The sequence below is a fragment of the Liquorilactobacillus sp. genome, from assembly GCF_047719775.1.
In the GTDB taxonomy this organism is placed as follows: domain Bacteria; phylum Bacillota; class Bacilli; order Lactobacillales; family Lactobacillaceae; genus Liquorilactobacillus.
The window spans coordinates 52,466-70,059 of the sequence record NZ_JBDNTS010000005.1; the positions used below are offsets into that span (position 1 = coordinate 52,466).

At 37.4% G+C, this 17,594-nt stretch carries 14 protein-coding genes; 13 read left to right on the forward strand and 1 reads right to left on the reverse strand.

Going from position 1 to position 17,594, the window contains the following annotated elements:
- Positions 1–198: 198 nt before the first annotated feature.
- The 13 genes from ABF682_RS03880 to ABF682_RS03940 all read left to right on the forward strand — a co-directional run bounded on the left by ABF682_RS03880 (position 199) and on the right by ABF682_RS03940 (position 16,370).
- Positions 199–1,377, forward strand: a complete 1,179-nt coding sequence (locus ABF682_RS03880) for an ATP-grasp domain-containing protein (protein WP_415619102.1) — start codon at positions 199–201, stop codon at positions 1,375–1,377.
- Positions 1,378–1,597: 220 nt separating this feature from the next.
- Entirely contained in the window at positions 1,598–3,862 is a 2,265-nt protein-coding gene (gene pcrA, locus ABF682_RS03885; RefSeq protein ID WP_415619048.1) for a DNA helicase PcrA, read from the forward strand.
- Positions 3,863–3,885: 23 nt separating this feature from the next.
- A complete protein-coding gene (ligA, locus tag ABF682_RS03890; protein WP_415619049.1) occupies positions 3,886–5,901 on the forward strand; it encodes an NAD-dependent DNA ligase LigA in 2,016 nt (671 codons plus the stop codon).
- Positions 5,898–7,055 carry a CamS family sex pheromone protein gene (locus tag ABF682_RS03895; RefSeq protein WP_289979532.1) on the forward strand — a complete coding sequence of 386 codons (1,158 nt, stop codon included), beginning with the start codon at positions 5,898–5,900 and terminating at the stop codon, positions 7,053–7,055. The genes ligA and ABF682_RS03895 overlap by 4 nt, the downstream gene beginning before the upstream one ends.
- A gap of 79 nt (positions 7,056–7,134) precedes the next feature.
- A complete protein-coding gene (gatC, locus tag ABF682_RS03900; RefSeq protein ID WP_415619050.1) occupies positions 7,135–7,437 on the forward strand; it encodes an Asp-tRNA(Asn)/Glu-tRNA(Gln) amidotransferase subunit GatC in 303 nt (100 codons plus the stop codon).
- A 3-nt stretch (positions 7,438–7,440) separates the two neighbouring features.
- A complete protein-coding gene (gene gatA, locus ABF682_RS03905) occupies positions 7,441–8,904 on the forward strand; it encodes an Asp-tRNA(Asn)/Glu-tRNA(Gln) amidotransferase subunit GatA (protein WP_415619051.1) in 1,464 nt (487 codons plus the stop codon).
- Complete coding sequence (gatB, locus tag ABF682_RS03910) at positions 8,904–10,334, forward strand: Asp-tRNA(Asn)/Glu-tRNA(Gln) amidotransferase subunit GatB (RefSeq protein ID WP_415619052.1); 1,431 nt, start codon at positions 8,904–8,906, stop codon at positions 10,332–10,334. Before gatA ends, gatB begins: the two co-directional genes overlap by 1 nt.
- A 52-nt stretch (positions 10,335–10,386) precedes the next feature.
- Entirely contained in the window at positions 10,387–11,424 is a 1,038-nt protein-coding gene (locus tag ABF682_RS03915; protein WP_289979525.1) for a diacylglycerol kinase, read from the forward strand.
- Between the two features lie 141 nt (positions 11,425–11,565).
- Positions 11,566–12,942, forward strand: coding sequence for a 23S rRNA (uracil(1939)-C(5))-methyltransferase RlmD (gene rlmD / locus ABF682_RS03920; protein ID WP_415619053.1), 1,377 nt, complete (start codon positions 11,566–11,568; stop codon positions 12,940–12,942).
- A gap of 181 nt (positions 12,943–13,123) precedes the next feature.
- Positions 13,124–13,582 carry an isochorismatase family protein gene (locus ABF682_RS03925; RefSeq protein ID WP_415619103.1) on the forward strand — a complete coding sequence of 153 codons (459 nt, stop codon included), beginning with the start codon at positions 13,124–13,126 and terminating at the stop codon, positions 13,580–13,582.
- Positions 13,583–14,082: 500 nt separating this feature from the next.
- Positions 14,083–14,814 (forward strand): amino acid ABC transporter permease, encoded by a 732-nt coding sequence (locus ABF682_RS03930; protein WP_289979515.1) that lies wholly within the window; start codon positions 14,083–14,085, stop codon positions 14,812–14,814.
- Entirely contained in the window at positions 14,795–15,532 is a 738-nt protein-coding gene (locus tag ABF682_RS03935; protein ID WP_289979514.1) for an amino acid ABC transporter ATP-binding protein, read from the forward strand. Before ABF682_RS03930 ends, ABF682_RS03935 begins: the two co-directional genes overlap by 20 nt.
- A 25-nt stretch (positions 15,533–15,557) precedes the next feature.
- Positions 15,558–16,370 (forward strand): transporter substrate-binding domain-containing protein, encoded by an 813-nt coding sequence (locus ABF682_RS03940; protein ID WP_415619054.1) that lies wholly within the window; start codon positions 15,558–15,560, stop codon positions 16,368–16,370.
- A gap of 60 nt (positions 16,371–16,430) precedes the next feature.
- Here ABF682_RS03940 and ABF682_RS03945 read toward each other — a convergent pair whose 3' ends face one another.
- The gene (locus ABF682_RS03945) at positions 16,431–17,345 is read right to left on the reverse strand and encodes a DMT family transporter (protein WP_415619055.1); all 915 of its coding nucleotides are present in this window, start codon (positions 17,343–17,345) and stop codon (positions 16,431–16,433) included.
- Positions 17,346–17,594 lie beyond the last annotated feature (249 nt).

Genomic DNA, 17,594 nt, shown 5'->3' on the forward strand with positions numbered 1-17,594 from the left:
AAATTACTTATAACCAATCCCAGGTTAATTACGTAATTTACATTAGTGCTCAAAGATTACCCAATTTTTGATGCATTCATATATTTATAAAACTATTAAAATTCAGGGCACTATAATTATGGTAAGATATCAATGAAAGAGTTATAGGGACGTTTAAAAACGTTTAGGGTGATTATCCATATGGAAAGTAGTGATAGAATGGAAGAGAAGACTTTGTTTCCGGGAAATACCATTGGAATCATAGGTGAAAGTCCCAATGGTATTATGCTTGCAGAAGCAGCTAAAAAGATGGGCTTTAAAGTTATTGCCTATAACAGCGATGAAGCTGCACCAACAATGCAGGAAGCTGATTTGGGAGTTGTCGGTTCATTACACAATAAGAGCAAGTTGCAAGATTTTGCTGAACGCTGCGATCTCGTAACTTATGAATCGGACAAGGTTCCTTCAGACACGGTTGAATTAATTGGACAGTATACCCAAGTTCCGCAAGGCAGTGAAGCACTGGAGATTACACAAGATCGTTTGTTAGAACGTGCATTTTTAGAACAAATGAATGTTAATATTGCGCCGTATGCAACCATCGTAAGTTTGGATGATATCTACCAAGCAATTGGTTCCATTGGATATCCATGTGTCTTAAAGCCAATTCAAAAGGGATTTGGCAGAAAGAGGCAGCAAATTATTAACAAACAGTCGGATATTGCAAAATGTGCTGATATTATTGATCTGGGAACTTATGTTCTTGAAGCATGGATTCCGTATGAGAAAGAACTTTCGGTAATAATTGGCAAGGAGTTTGATGGAAAACTCAATTTCTTCCCAATTGTTGAAAATTTATATCAGGATCACCATCTATTTCAGTCGATTACTAAAAGTCAGCTTGATGCAGATGTTCAGTCGGAAGTACACAGAATTGCAGCTGAGATAGCTACGCAGCTTGAGTATGTTGGAATACTAGAAATTGCATTTTTCCTGACCAAGAGTGGGTCGCTCTATGTAAAAAGGGTAGTCCCAGCACCGCATAAAGCGGGCTTTGTTTTTGAGAAGGCAACTAACATTTCAATGTTTGAGATACATTTGCGCACTCTCGTACGAATGCCAATTCCGCAAGTAAGATTTGTCCAGCCAACAGTGATGGTTGCAATAAAAAATGAAGATTTAGAACCATTGCGGATGCAGTGGATTTTAAAAGACAATTGGTTTTATCGATTTTATCGCTACCCACAGACTAAGCGGATGGTTAATCCAGGGTATTTGTTGGTTCTTGCGGAAACGACAACAATGGCAATTCATCAGATTGAAGCAACGAATATTTGGAACGATAAAAATACGGAGATTGATACCTCAAAGGGAATGACTGACGAAGAGATTCAGTAGAACTATGAGAATATAATATGTATTTTTTGATGTATTCTGCAAAGATTTCGTTTTTTTATTGTTCTTTTTTGATTTTTAGTCATGAATAAAAAAATACTGCAGTGGAAAATATCTTTTTATTTTCTTACTGTGGTATTTTCTGTTTAAGGAAGAGACGTCTTTGGGCAGAATATATTTGTCTTTTTTTAGAAGCGTAATGTTTTTTTTGGTATAATAAAATATGATTAGATTCAAGAGAGGATTGAAAGAATTGACAGTAGAAAGACTACTAAAAGGAATGAATGATAAGCAGCAAGAGGCGGTCTTATGTACTGAAGGCCCACTATTGATTATTGCCGGAGCTGGGAGTGGGAAGACACGTGTTTTGACGCATCGTGTAGCTTATCTGATTGAGGAAAAACAAGTCAATCCTTGGAATGTGCTGGCAATTACGTTTACAAATAAAGCAGCAGCAGAGATGCGTGAACGGATTGGAAATTTACTGGAAGAGGGCGCAAATGATGTGTGGGCTTCAACATTTCATGCACTCTGCGTAAGAATTCTACGGCGTGATATCGATAAGATTGGATACAATCGAGCCTTTACGATTACAGGAACTAGTGAACAACGGACGCTTGTTAAGCATATTTTAGCTGATTTGAATGTTGATATTAAGAAATTTGATCCGCGTGCAGTACTAAGCGAGATCTCAAATGCAAAAAATGATTTGAAGACACCAGCGGATTATCGAATGAATATTCAAGGACCATTCGAACAAGTTGTCGCAGACGTTTATCCAGAGTATCAAAAACAATTGGAGAATAATCAAGCGGTTGATTTTGATGATTTAATTATGCTGACACATCGTCTATTTAAGGAAGTACCAGATGTGCTCGAATTTTATCAACGTAAGTTTCAATATATCCATGTTGATGAATACCAGGATACTAATCAAGCACAATATGAACTTGTAAGCTTATTGGCGAAGAAAAATCATAATTTATGTGTTGTTGGTGATGCAGACCAAAGTATCTATGGTTGGCGGGGAGCTAACATGGAGAACATCATGAATTTTGAGCAGGACTATCCAAATACGAAACTGGTTAAGCTGGAACAAAATTATCGCTCAACTAAGACAATTCTGCAAGCTGCAAATTCAGTAATCAAGAATAATGCGAACCGTAAAGCAAAAGAATTGTGGACACAAAACAACGAAGGCACAAAGATTAAATATTATCGCGGGCAAAATGCAAATGATGAGGCCTTCTACGTTGTGCGCAATATCCAAAAGATGATGCGTGAGAATGGCTGTCATTTTAATGACTTTGCAATTTTATATCGAACGAATGCACAGTCGCGAATAATTGAAGAGACCTTTATAAAGGCCAATATTCCTTACAAGATTGTTGGAGCGCATAAATTCTATGATCGCAAGGAAATCCGTGATGTTTTAGCATATATGCAGCTTGTGACTAATCCACAAGATTCGTTGAGCTTTGAACGAATTGTTAACGAACCAAAACGCGGGATTGGCGGAACGAGTATTGAACGTTTAAATGACTTTGCACAAAGTATGGGAATGAGTCTTTTAGATGCTGCAAGCAATGCTGTTTTAGCGAACATCTCTGGTAAAGCAAGCAATGCGCTAACAGATTTTGCTAATTTGATTAAGACTCTGCATGAATTGCGTGATAAGTTGAGTGTTACCGAATTGACAGAACGGATTCTTGAGAAGAGTGGATATAAAAAGGTTCTGGAAGACTCTAAGACACTAGAAAATCAAAGCCGTTTAGAGAACTTGGAAGAATTTCTTTCGGTTACCAAGCAGTTCGATGATTCATGGGAGCCTGAAGATGAAAATAGCGACCCATTTGTTGACTTTTTAGCAGATTTAGCATTAGTCTCCGATCAAGATAGTCTAGTTGAAGAAGCAGATGAAGTCACCTTGATGACATTACATGCAGCCAAAGGATTGGAATTTCCAATTGTTTTCTTAATGGGGATGGAAGAGGGGATTTTCCCATTATCACGGGCGATGATGGATGAGAATGAACTTGAAGAAGAGCGGCGGCTGGCATATGTCGGAATTACGCGGGCGGAAAAGGAACTGTTCTTAACAAATGCATTTTCAAGAATGCTGTATGGGAGAAGACAGACTAATCCGGCTTCAAGATTTATTGAAGAAATTGATCCTGAATTATTACAAGCTGAGAATCAGCAAGCTGCTAATACAAGCATAAGACGCAATGATTCTAGAAAAGAATATCCTTTCGGACAAGCCAGGACACAATATAAGATGCCAGCTGGAACAGTTGAAGAAAATAAAGGAACAGGTGCTGAGAAGGTTGGCTGGAGTGTTGGCGATAAGGTTTTACACAAAGCCTGGGGTGAAGGAACGGTTGTTAAGCTCACGGGAAGCGGTGAAGACATGGAGTTAGACATTGCATTTGCGGGAATGGGTATCAAACGTTTGTTGGCATCCTTTGCACCAATTAAGAAGAAATAGTCTAATCATGAGGAGGTCAAAAGATGGTAGCTGATACAAGAGAACAGGCACAGGAGCAAATTAGTGAATTAGTTAAACAATTAAATGGCTGGGCACACCGCTATTATGTGGAAGACCGTCCAATAGTGGAAGATTATGTCTACGATAAAGCGTACCGAGAACTTATCGAATTGGAGCGGTTGTATCCAGACCTTATTCTAGAAGATTCTCCTACGCAGAGGGTTGGCGGGCAGATTCTTAGCGGGTTTGAGAAAAAAGAACATGAAATTCCTATGCTTTCTCTGGGAGATGTTTTCTCGAAAAATGAGTTGGAACAGTTTGATCAGCGTTTGAGTAAAATGCTTGTTGAAAAAGTTGATTATAGTTGTGAACTTAAAATTGATGGTTTAGCAATTTCTCTCATTTATAAAGATGGAGTTTTTGTACAAGGATCGACTCGTGGCAATGGAGTGATTGGTGAAGACATCACGGAGAACCTGAAGACAATCAAAGCAATTCCACTGAGATTGACTGAACCAGTTACTTTGGAAGTTCGTGGTGAATGCTATATGCCGAAGAAAGCTTTTGTAGGGCTCAATAAAAAAAGGGAAGAGCAAGGATTACCGGTTTTTGCAAACCCAAGAAATGCAGCAGCAGGAAGTCTACGTCAGCTAGATACAAGAGTTACGGCTTCAAGGCAGCTTAGTACCTTTATCTATTATTTAATGGAACCCGAGAAGCATGGCTTAAGAACTCAAACAGATGTGCTTAAACAGCTACATAACTGGGGATTTAAAGTCAACCTGGAATCACAACAATCAAAGAACATGGAAGAAGTTTTTAAGTATATTGATGAATATCAAACCAAAAGAGCAGATCTTCCGTATGAGATTGACGGAATTGTATTAAAAGCAGATGATTTAGCAACCCATGCGGTCATTGGGAATACCGTTAAGGTTCCTCGGTGGGCAATCGCGTATAAGTTTCCTCCCGATGAGCAAGAAACAGTTGTGCGACTAATCGAATGGACGGTTGGACGGACAGGAACCGTTACCCCAACTGCAGTGATGGATGCAGTGCAGCTTGCTGGGACAACAGTTGCAAGGGCTTCACTGCATAATCCAGACTATTTAAAAGAAAAAGATATCCGTCTATTAGACACAGTCAAGCTACACAAAGCTGGTGATATTATTCCTGAAGTTTCAGAAGTAGTATTGACAAAACGTCCAGCAAATTCAAAACCTATTGAGATTCCAGCAGAGTGTCCAGTATGTAATGCGAAGCTGGTTCATCTTGATGAGGAAGTAGCGCTGCGCTGTATCAATCCAAAGTGTCCAGCTTTAGTTAAAGAAAGTCTGGTGCATTTTGCATCACGGAATGCAATGGATATTATGGGTTTAGGTCCTAAAATTATTGAACAGCTGTTTGCAAAGCAATTAGTCAGCGATGTTGCAGATTTATATCACTTAACTTTTGAAGATTTACTTAAATTAGATAACTTTAAGGATAAGTCTGCTAACAACCTGTTGACAGCTATTGATAATAGTCGGCATAATTCTGGAGAGCGGCTTCTTTTTGGATTAGGTATTCGACATGTTGGTGCGAAAGTTGCGAAGCTTCTGATGGTGCATTTTAAGTCTTTGACAAAACTTGTTGCGGCAGAAGAGAAAGAAATTGCACAATTAGATTCATTGGGACAAGTAATTGCAATGAGCATCGTTACTTATTTTAATAATACTGAAGTTAAGAAGTTGATCGCAGAATTAGCAGATGTTGGTGTAAATTTGGAATATCAAGGACCTAATACAGGTGCTAGTGTCAATAATTATTTCAGTGGTAAGAAGGTTGTTTTGACAGGGACACTAGACCAGTTGAAGCGTGCTGCGGCAAAAGAATGGTTAGAAGCAAGTGGTGCTGATGTTGTGGGAAGTGTATCAAAAAAAACAAATATTGTAATTGCTGGTCATGACGCGGGCGGCAAATTGACAAAGGCAGAAAATCTTGGAATTGAAATAATGAGTGAGCAACAGTTTATTGAGCAAATGGAGGCTGTAAAGTGAAAAAAGTAGGAGTCATATTGGGTGCCGCATTAAGCCTTGTACTACTCGCAGGGTGTGCAAAGTTGAGTTCAGCAACGTCTACCGTAAAGAATGCCGCAAAGAGTTCATCATCTTCATCTGGTTACCAAGTGACTGGGAAATCTACAGATAGTGAATATCAAGGTGTTATTGAAAATGGTAATTATCTAACTAGCAAGGCACGTGGTGTAGGAATCTCACAAAATTCAGATAACTTACTAAATCTAAAGAGTTTTGAATCAGGACTGACACAATTGTCTAAGACAAAGTATTCAACAAGTAATTACATCTTTCGTGAGGGTCAATTGTTGTCTTCAACAACTGTTAATAACTGGCTTGGAAGAAAATCAAATAGTAACTCAACTGGTTTAAATCCGGTCGATAATGGGCAAACTGATGCTGATAAGCGTAATCCAATTTATATCCAACAGATTGAAGAGCAAGACTATATGAAAGAAGTTAACGGAAAGCTCAAACTTGCTGGAATCACCATTGGTATTGGAATGAACACAAAAGACTATTATGAAAAAGAGGAGTATGGGGCGACTTATACCACAACTATTTCGAAGGCAAAAATGATTGCTGAAGGACAACAGGCGGCCGCTAAGGTTTTGGAGCGATTACGTAAAACAAGTGGAGTGTCTGCAAATACCCCGATTGTTATTGCGATGTTCAAACAAGCAACAAATGATAGTCTTGTTGGTGGTTCGTTCTATCAGTATACTTATGTAACAAGCGGTTCAACAATTAATGATTGGACAAGCCTTAATTATAAGAGTTATGTCTTCCCCGAAACATCGGTGTCTTCAGTTCCTAATGATAATGATGAGACGTCTTTTGAGAGTTTTAAGAAACAAGTCCAGAATTTCTTCCCTAATCTTGCGGGGGTAACAGCACAGGCGGAGTATAAGAATAAAACGCTTCAAGGAATGAATGTTAACATTACGACGCAATTTTATAGTTTAACTGAAATCACAAGCTTCACACAGTATCTAGCACAAGCTGCAAAGACCTATTTGCCAAGTGGAATTCCAATTGATATCACAGTTAAGGGAACAGATGGGACAGTTCAAAGCTTCCTTGCGCGTAAATCAGATGAGAGTAGTTTCTATACACATGTTTTTGGAAGCTATTAAAAAAATGAATCTGTTGTGCATATAGTTGTTCAGTTATGCTAAAATAATTACTGATGAAATAGGGAAAGAGGGAGTTTGAATGGCAATTAGTGCAAGCGAAGTGAAGCATGTCGCAAGTCTAGCAAAGTTAGCTTTTACAGATGAGGAATTGCAAAAATTTACAGGACAGATGGATGAGATTATCGAAATGGTTCAGCAACTCAGTGAGGTAAATACTGATGGAATCCCTGTGACAACAAGTGTAACGGACGCAATAGGCGTAATGCGTGAAGATGTTGCGGTTAGCGGTACATCACGCGAAGAACTGATGAAGAATGTACCTCAACATCAGGATGGATACATCAAGGTACCAGCAATTATTGATGAAAGCGAGGAAGCATAGTCCATGAATTACTTTAAACATGATTTTGCGAGCTTGCATGAATTATTGGTCAATAAGGAATTAAGTGTGACTGATCTTACACAGCAGACTTTTGATAATATTGAAAAACGTGATCAAAAAATTGGAGCATTCTTGAGCTTGAATAAAGAGGCTGCATTAGAACAAGCTGCTCAGCTTGATCAAGTAGGAGTTGCTGCAGATAATATTTTGTCAGGGATTCCTTTAGGTATCAAGGATAATATTGTAACGAAAAATTTAAAAACAACCGCCGCTAGTAGAATTCTTGCGAATTTCAATCCGATTTATGATGCGACTGTAATGGAGAAGTTACATGCGCTGCAAACAATTACAGTTGGTAAAACCAATATGGATGAATTTGCAATGGGGGGTTCAACTGAAAATTCGGCGTTTCAATTGACGAAGAATGCATGGAATCAGGCTAAAGTTCCTGGTGGATCATCTGGTGGTTCGGCAGCTGCAGTTGCTTCTGGTGAAGTAATCGCTGCACTTGGCTCAGATACAGGGGGTTCGATTCGTCAGCCTGCATCTTATAACGGAATTGTAGGAGTGAAGCCGACATATGGACGTGTGTCAAGATATGGTTTGATTGCATTTGCATCAAGTCTTGATCAGATTGGTCCGTTTACGCGTACGGTCAAAGACAACGCAATTTTGTTAAATGCAATTAGTGGTTTGGATCCTCACGACTCAACTAGTTCGAACCATGCTATTCCAGATTTTACGGCTAAATTGAACGGTGATATTAAGGGAATGAAGATTGCAGTTCCTAAAGAATATATGGGTGAGGGTGTTGCCCCTGAAGTTCGCGAAGGAATTAAAAATGCAATTGCAGTCTTTGAGAAACTTGGTGCAACGGTTACTGAAGTTAGCCTTCCGCATAGTAAGTATGGTGTTCCTGTTTACTATATTATTGCTTCATCTGAAGCGAGTTCAAACTTGCAGCGTTTTGATGGGATTCGTTATGGACATCGTGCTGCGGATGTTAAAAACTTGGAAGATGTTTATGTCAAGTCTCGTTCAGAAGGTTTCGGTGATGAAGTTAAGCGCCGCATTATGTTGGGAACATTCTCCTTATCTGCTGGAACTTATGATGCATTCTTCAAGAAGGCAGCTCAGGTTCGAACATTAATTTGTCAAGATTTTGCTAATATATTTAGTGATTATGATCTTATTTTAGGACCAACTTCACCAACTACGGCATTTGGAATTGGTGAAGATATTAATGATCCAGTTACGATGTACATGAACGACATTTTAACAATTCCTGTGAACTTGGCAGGTCTTCCAGGCATGTCACTTCCTGCTGGCTTTACAAAAGGCCTCCCAATTGGAATGCAGCTGATTGCTAATCGTTTTGATGAAGAAACAATGTATCGTGCTGGTTATGCATTTGAACAGGCAACTGATTTTCATAAAGAAGTTCCAACGTTTGGGGGGCAAGATTAATGAATTTTGAAACAACGATAGGACTAGAAGTCCATATTGAGATGAAGACAAAATCAAAAGCTTTCTCATCGGCACCTGTTAAGTACGGTGTAGAACAAAATACCAATACTAACGTTGTTGACTGGGGATTTCCTGGGGTGTTGCCGACTATCAATAAAGGCTCCCTAGAGTATGGAATGCGTGCTGCTTTGGCTCTTAACTGTGAGATAACGAAAGATATTCATTTTGATCGTAAAAATTATTTCTATCCTGATAACCCCAAGGCTTACCAGATTACGCAAGCGCAGACACCAATTGGACGCAATGGGTGGCTTGAAATCGAAGTAAATGGCGAGAAGAAAAAAATTGGAATCGAAGAAATGCATGTTGAAGAGGATGCGGGTAAGAATACACATAGTCCAGATGGTTATTCGTATGTTGATTTGAACCGACAGGGAACTCCATTGATTGAGATTGTTTCTAAACCAGACATTACCTCTGCTGATGAGGCATATGCTTACTTAGTACGTTTGCGTCAAATAATTCAATTCACTGGAATCTCCGATGTTAAGATGGAGGAAGGATCTATGCGTGCTGATGTTAATGTATCGGTACGTCCAATTGGCTCTGACAAGTTTGGAACAAAGACTGAAATGAAGAACTTGAATTCATTTGAGCATGTAAAAAAGGGCGCTCACTATGAATCTAAGCGACAACAACGAGTTCTATTGTCAGGTGGCAAAATTCAACAAGAGACGCGGCGCTTTGATGAACCAACTGGTGAGACAATCTTGATGCGTGTCAAAGAAGGAGCAAGTGATTATCGCTATTTCCCAGAACCAGACATTCCACCAATTCATATTTCAGATGATTGGATTGAAGAAGTTCGTGCATCAATTCCAGAAATGCCTGATAAGCGTCGTGAAAAGTATGTTTCCTCATGGGGAATTCCAGAATATGATGCGGGTGTCCTTACACAAACCAAGGAAATGTCTGATTTCTTTGAAGCAACTGTTGCTGAGGGTGCTGCTGCAAAGCTTGCTGCTAACTGGCTCATGGGTGAAGTTAACGCGTATATGAATGCTAACAAGTTGGAGTTGCTTGAGACTAAGCTAACACCAGAGCATTTGGCAAGTATGATTAAATTGATTGAAGATGGCACAATTTCATCTAAGATTGCTAAGAAAGTTTTCCAAGAAATTATTGCAAATGGTAGTGAACCAAAAGCATGGGTTGAAGCTAAGGGCCTCGTTCAGCTATCAGATCCAGCTGTTTTGGAACCATTAATCAAAACGGTTTTGGATAATAATGAAAAATCAATTGAAGATTTTAAGAATGGTAAAGACCGTGCAATCGGCTTCTTGGTTGGTCAAATCATGAAGGGAACTCATGGTAAGGCAAACCCTAAGATTGTTAACAAGCTATTAATGGATAGCTTGAAGAAAAGATAAGAGAGCAGAGGGTTAAAAAGCTTTTTTGTGTAGGTTTAAAGGAGAGGTAGCGATGAAGAAGCGTTGTCGGATTATTTACAATCCAACATCTGGACGTGAGGCAATGCGCAATGATCTTGTTGAAATTCTTGATATTCTTGAGAATGCAGGATATGAAACAAGTGCGTATCGTACAACCGCTAAGCCAAATTCGGCACGTGATGAGGCAGAACGCGTAGCACGAGCTGGGTTCAACTTAATTGTTGCGGCTGGCGGAGATGGAACTATCAATGAAGTGGTTAATGGAATCGCTCCATTGAAACATCGTCCAATGATGGGAATTATTCCCGCGGGAACAACAAATGATTATGCAAGGGCGTTGAAGATTCCACGTGAAGATCCGATAGCTGCTGCAAAGGTGATTGCCAAGGGCAAAAATGTTAGCATGGATATCGGCCAAGCGGATAAGAAGTATTTTGTGAATATTGCGGGTGGTGGATTACTGACAGAACTGACATATGGAGTTCCATCACAATATAAGTCACTCTTTGGTTACCTCGCTTACCTTGTTAAGGGGGCAGAAATCTTACCGCGAGTTAAGCCAATTAATATGCATCTCGAATATGATGATGGTGTTTTTAATGGTAAGGCTTCAATGTTCTTCCTTGCATTGACTAATTCGATTGGGGGATTCGAACAGATTGTTCCTGATGCATCGCTTGATGATGGGAAATTCACGCTGATTGTGGTGAAAACAAGTAATCTTGTTGAAATCTTGCAGCTGATGACAATGGTGCTGAATGGTGGTCGTCATATCAAGGATCCGCGGATTTTGTATGTTAAAACTTCTAAAGTGATCGCGAAGCCAGTGGATGAGAAGATGATGATTAACATTGATGGTGAATATGGTGGGGATGCTCCAATGGTCTTTAAGGACTTGAAACAGCACATTCAAATATTTGCTAATACGGACAAGATTCCAGAAACTGCGATTACATCTTCCAAGACGACTGAAGAAATTATTGCAGAGCATTTTGTCGCAGAAGTTGAAGATCTCTCAGAAAAGGATCTTGATGGTGACGGTACAATTGGTGTCTCAAACAGAAAATAGTAAAAAGTTAGTAACATGTTGATAAGTCGGATAGCCGTTTGGTTTAAATAAAATCAAGCGGCTGTTTTGTGTGGATAAAGATTGCACTTACTAGCAATTCAGTATAAAGTAAAACTATGAGTCACAAAAAAGGAGAAATAAATGAGTAAACCACCAGTAACAAAAAATCAGAAACTAACATTGACAATTAGCGATTTGACATATCAAGGAATGGGTGTAGGAAAAGTCGAGCATTACCCGTTATTCATTGAAGACGCATTACCTGATGAAGTTGTGGATATCACTGTGATGAAGGCAAGTAAGAATTATGGTTTTGCAAAAGTTATCAACAGGCATAATGATAGTCCGCTCAGAACTTCAGGAATTAATAAGACTTATACACAGACTGGAATTGCACCACTGCAGCACCTTAAATATGACGCACAACTTGATTTTAAACGTAATCAGGTTGTGGAGTTGTTGAAAAAGTCACATTTAGAAGAAGTTGAAGTTGCACCAGTCTTGGGAATGGACGAACCTGTCCATTACCGTAACAAGGCTCAAGTCCCAGTACGTACAGTTAGAGGACAACTTGAAACTGGTTTTTTCAAGAAGAATAGTCATAACTTTGTTCCCATGGAAGACTATCTTATTCAAGATAAGCGAATTGATGAAGTAATCAAGGCTGTGCGCGATATTTTGCGCAAGTTCATGATCAGTGCATATGATGAGAAGACACACAAGGGAGTAGTTCGTCATGTTATTGTGCGTCGTGGGTATTATTCGCATGAAGTAATGGTTGTATTAGTGACTCGTGCCAAGAAGATTCCCGAATCAGATATGATTGTTGATGAAATCATGAAGACTTGTCCAGATGTGCGTACAGTTGTGCAAAACATCAACCAAGAAAAGACAAATGTGATTTTGGGTAAGACTGAAAAAATTCTTGCTGGAGATGGTCGAATTAATGATAGTCTTAATAGTATTAATTTTGAGATTTCAGCACATTCATTCTATCAAGTTAATGCTGTTCAGACAGAGAAAATCTACCAAAAAGTTGTTACAGATGCAGAATTAACCGGTAAGGAAACTGTGATTGATGCATATTGTGGGATAGGGACAATTTCTTTGAATCTCGCACAAAAAGCGGCAAAGGTTTATGGTGTTGAGATTATTCCAGAAGCAATCGAGGATGCCAAGAAGAATGCAACTGTGAATAACATTAATAATACAACTTTTGAAGTTGGTACGGCGAGTGATTGGATGGCTAAATGGTCTGAAGAGGGAATTAAACCTGATGTTGTAGTTTTTGATCCACCACGCAAGGGTTTGGAACCAGAAGTTATCACCAGTACAGTTAAGTTGTCCCCAGCAAAAATTGTTTATGTAAGTTGCAACCCCGCTACATTAGTACGGGATATCCAGTTATTCACGGAACAAGGTTATCAAGTTGCAAAACCAATTCAACCAGTTGATCAGTTTCCAATGACGACACACATTGAATCAGTGACCGTTTTAACACGGACAGAGAATAAATAAGAATCTTAGAAGTAATTTATGAAAAAGTGTAGTTTACGAAAATATGATCATTTTTGTAGGGATTTTCATTATATTCATCTGTGAATAATTAGTATTATTGTTATGGTAATATTGTATATATATATTCTACTTTATTTTGTGTATATTGGAAAAATATTGATATGGAGGTTAAGTGATGATATTGGCTGATTATTTAATTGTTATTGATGTACAAACAGATTATTTGAGTCAAGACAAGAACTATAATTCTTATGACTTGATTTCTGCAATTAATAATAAGATATCAATATATCCAACTGATAAAGTAATTTATGTAGTAAACCGATTTTTCTGGGAACTAGATCGAAAGAAGAAAAAGTTAGTTCCAGATCTCAAGAAAGTTTCAGCGTATGTCTATGAAAAAAGACATGCCTCTTGTTTGACAAATGATGATTTAAGAGAGTTTTTATGGAAGCATTCAACAAAAAGTATTGAATTTGTTGGATTAGATGGAAACTATTGTATTAGTGCTTCAATAAAAGCAGTATCAAATAGGGGCTATAATGCTATAGTTGATCTTAATTGTATAGGTGTAAAAAATCATAATAAATTTAAGAAGACACTAAAAAAATGGAGGAGTGCGAAGGTAGTAATAGAGTAGTCAATAAAAGAATGGATGAGAATATCTAATATATTCAAAGGATTAAAATTAATATGTTGAAAATAGTCAGGTTTATTTTTTGACTTTTTACCAAGTTCAGTTTAAAAAGGGATTAATCCATTTTCAAGTTTCTTTCTAAATTAAAAAATAGATAGTATCTGTATTTGTATATAAAAAATAAATTTTCAGTGATTAGTATAAGGATTGTGACATTTGACGGGTTATTTAATATCAGTTTTTAATTATTAAAGGTGTTGACTTTCTTTGTTAAATCAGTTAGCATAAAATAATAATACAATTAGTTTTTAGTGAGGAAAATAAAATGAACATATTGAAATCCAAAATTCAATATATGTGCCCTTGTGGATTAGGTCTTAGACGATCCACTATTTTGGCATGATATTTTTCCAGCTAAAAAATGGAACGGATGAGACGAAATCTTTTATTTTAAGATTTCGTTTTTTTATTTGTACTTTTACATACATTAGGAGGAAATTTAGATGTGGGAAATTATCAGCAAAGCTTTGCCTCAAATTTTAGAGGCTGGTTTTAAGTATACTGTTCCATTAACACTTATTTCTTTTTTTCTAGGAATAATATTGGCACTTTTTACAGCATTAATTAGATTATCTAGCAGAAAAGGATTCTTTTTGGTAGTAAAATTATTTTTTAGATTTTATGTTTGGTTGTTTCGTTCCACACCACTATTAGTACAACTGTTCATAGTTTATTTTGGATTACCATATTTAAAAATAAAAGGAATGGCTCCAGAAGGAATAAAGCTAGATGCCTTTATTGCAGGAATAATAACTTTCTCGCTTAATACGGGTGCTTATGCATCTGAAACAATTAGAGCGGCAATTAGTTCAGTGCCTAAAGGACAATGGGAAGCTGCATTTTCAATCGGAATGACGAGAAATCAGACTCTGAAAAGAATTATATTACCACAAGCACTGAGAGTATCTGTGCCACCGCTGGCAAATAGTTTCATTAGTTTGGTTAAGGACACATCTCTAGCGGCTTCAATTACTATTGTTGAAATGTTTGAAGTAAGTCAACAGATAGCCGCAGAAAATTACCAGCCATTATTAATGTATTCCTTGGTAGCCGCAGTTTATGCTGTCTTTTGTACGATTCTTTCTTGGGGGCAAGGTAAGCTAGAAGATAAGCTTGGTGTAAAGGCTAATAGGTCAAAAAAGGAGGTGGTAATTGATGGAGTTGAGAGAAATTAATAAATCATATGGTAATCACCTTGTTTTAAAGAATATTAATCTAGAGTTCCCAAAGAAAAAGGTTACTGTTTTAGTAGGACCATCCGGTTCCGGAAAATCAACAATTTTACGTTCGTTGAATTTATTAGAAACACCAGAGAGGGGGAAGTATTTGTTTGATGATTTGATAATTGACTTTACAAAGGGGATTGATAAAAAAGAATTATCTTACGTACGAAGGAAAACAGGGATGGTATTTCAAAGTTATAATCTATTTCCTCATTTTTCAGTTCTTGGCAATATAATTGAAGGACCTACTCAGGTGTTAAAGCTCGATAAAGAAACAGCGATTAAAAATGCAAAAAAAATATTAAAAAAAATTGGATTGGAATCTAAAATTGATAATTATCCAGAAGAACTTTCGGGTGGTCAGGCACAAAGAGTAGCAATTGCACGCTCTTTAGCTATGAATCCAGAGTATATTTTACTTGATGAACCTACTTCTGCATTAGATCCCGAATTAGAACTTGAGGTTTTACAGGTCCTTTTGCAACTTGCAAAAGATGGGCAATCAATGGTGATTGTTACACATAATATGTCGTTTGCACAACAAGTAGCCGACAAAATAGTATTTGTAGAAGATGGAAATATTATTTATGATGGGAAACCTGATCCTTTTTTCAAAAACAATAAAAATTTGAGAATTACGAAATTTCTGTCGTCTATGGTATTAAAATAAAAACTAATTTTGGGGGATTTTTGATATGAAAGAACAAAAAATTATTTTAAAAATAGAAGTATTAATAGCAGCAATCATAATTACTTTTGGAATTTTTATAGGACTAGCCACGAAGGCTAACGCATCTTCGTACAAAGATGACTTAATAAATAAAGGTCAATTAACAATAGGGTTAGAAGGAACATATAAGCCTTACTCATATCGCTCAGATGGAAAACTAACAGGGTTTGAAGTAGATTTAGGGAAAGCCCTTGCGAAAAAAATGGGAGTAAAAGCCAAGTTTGTACCAACAAAGTGGGATTCACTAATTGCAGGAGTAGGGGCTTCGAAGTATGATATAGTGCTAAATAATATAACACAGACTCCTGAAAGAAAAAAAGTATATATTTTTTCTAAACCTTATATCTATTCACGCTATGCTCTAATTTCTTCAAAGAAAAATAAGATTAATAACTTGAAAGAGGTTAAGAATAAAAAATTTGCAGAAGGAACAGGGACCAATAATGAAATCCTCGCAAAAAAATATAAAGCGACGATTGTTTCTTCGGGAGATTTTGCAACAAGTCTGTCATTAATTCGCCAAGGCAGAGTTAATGGAACAATAAATGCAGCGGAAGCGTATTATGCATATGCTAAGAGTAATAAGGTGAGTGACTTACACTTCAAGGACTTATCAAAGCAGGTTAAACCAGTTAAAATTTCAGCCCTCTTAAATAAGAAAAATAAAAAACTACAAGGACGAATTAACAAAGCATTGCAGACACTTAGAAATGATGGAACTTTGCAGAAACTTTCAAAGAAATATTTTGGTTCGGATATTACTAAAAATCCTAAGTAAAAATTGGTTACGATCTAAATAAATGGACTAAAAAAACAAGCGAATCCAGTACAATTCGGACTAGCTTGCTTTTTTATGTGCCTTAATGATTTTTTCAATGGGTAGCGATTGGATAATTGCTGCCACTATAATCAATGTACCGCCAATAAGTGCAAATATACCAAGATGAGTACCCAACAAAGCAACTGATAGAATTGTAGCAACTAGGGGTTCAAATGCACCTAGCATTCCAGTAGTACTTGCGGAAATATAGCGGATGCTTGCAAGGAAGAATAAATAGGCAAAGAGTGTCCCACCAATGATGATATACACAATCAATCCCCAATCAAACAGTGTAAGCGGGGGCCATGGTATAAATAGGAGGACAGGTGAAAGACAGGCTCCGCATAGTGACATTGAGACTCCTATTATTGGAATTGTTTGGTAGCGCTGCATTAATTGAGTGGGAATTACGACTTCCATCGCGGTACAAAAGGCTGCTAGTAATCCCCAGACAAGTGTTTGCATTGAGAGTGACAGATGATCTAAATGGCCATTAGTAACTAAAAAAATGGTTCCGATGATTGCTACAAAGACAGAAATTATTTCTATTCGCTTAGGCAAGATATGTTTGATCAGCAACATATACATAATTATAAACAGTGGTGAAAGAAACTGAATGACCGTTGCAGTGGAAGCATTACTATATTGGACAGCCATAAAATAAGTGAATTGTGAACCACCGACTCCAATAATTGAAAGTGGCAGTAAGCTTGGCCACGTATGTTTGTCAGATAACAGAGCTTTTATCTCTCCATAATACAGATAATGAGCCCAGATTGTAAGCAGTAATCCGGTCCCTATCAGGCGCAAGTCAACTAACCAAGCAGATGTGATTGTGGTGTGCAGATATAGATATTGAACTGCGACACCAGACGTTCCCCAAAATGATGCTCCAGAGATAGCTAGGACAAAACCACGATATCTAACGTTCATAGGAGAACACTAGCTTTTTCACAGATTTTATTGGAGATAACTTAATAAAAGAAAATAAGAGTTTGCACATTTTTCCCTCCGGGTGATTTATCGTTTAATATATTCTATAATAAAGTTAAACAAATTTGAATATGGTTTTGATTAATCTATGGCGTGAATCGATTATAATTTGATTAGTAAAATTAGTGAGACAGAAAAATGATATATCAAGTTTCTGGGGTAAGCAAGGTTGATAAATTATTTGATGGT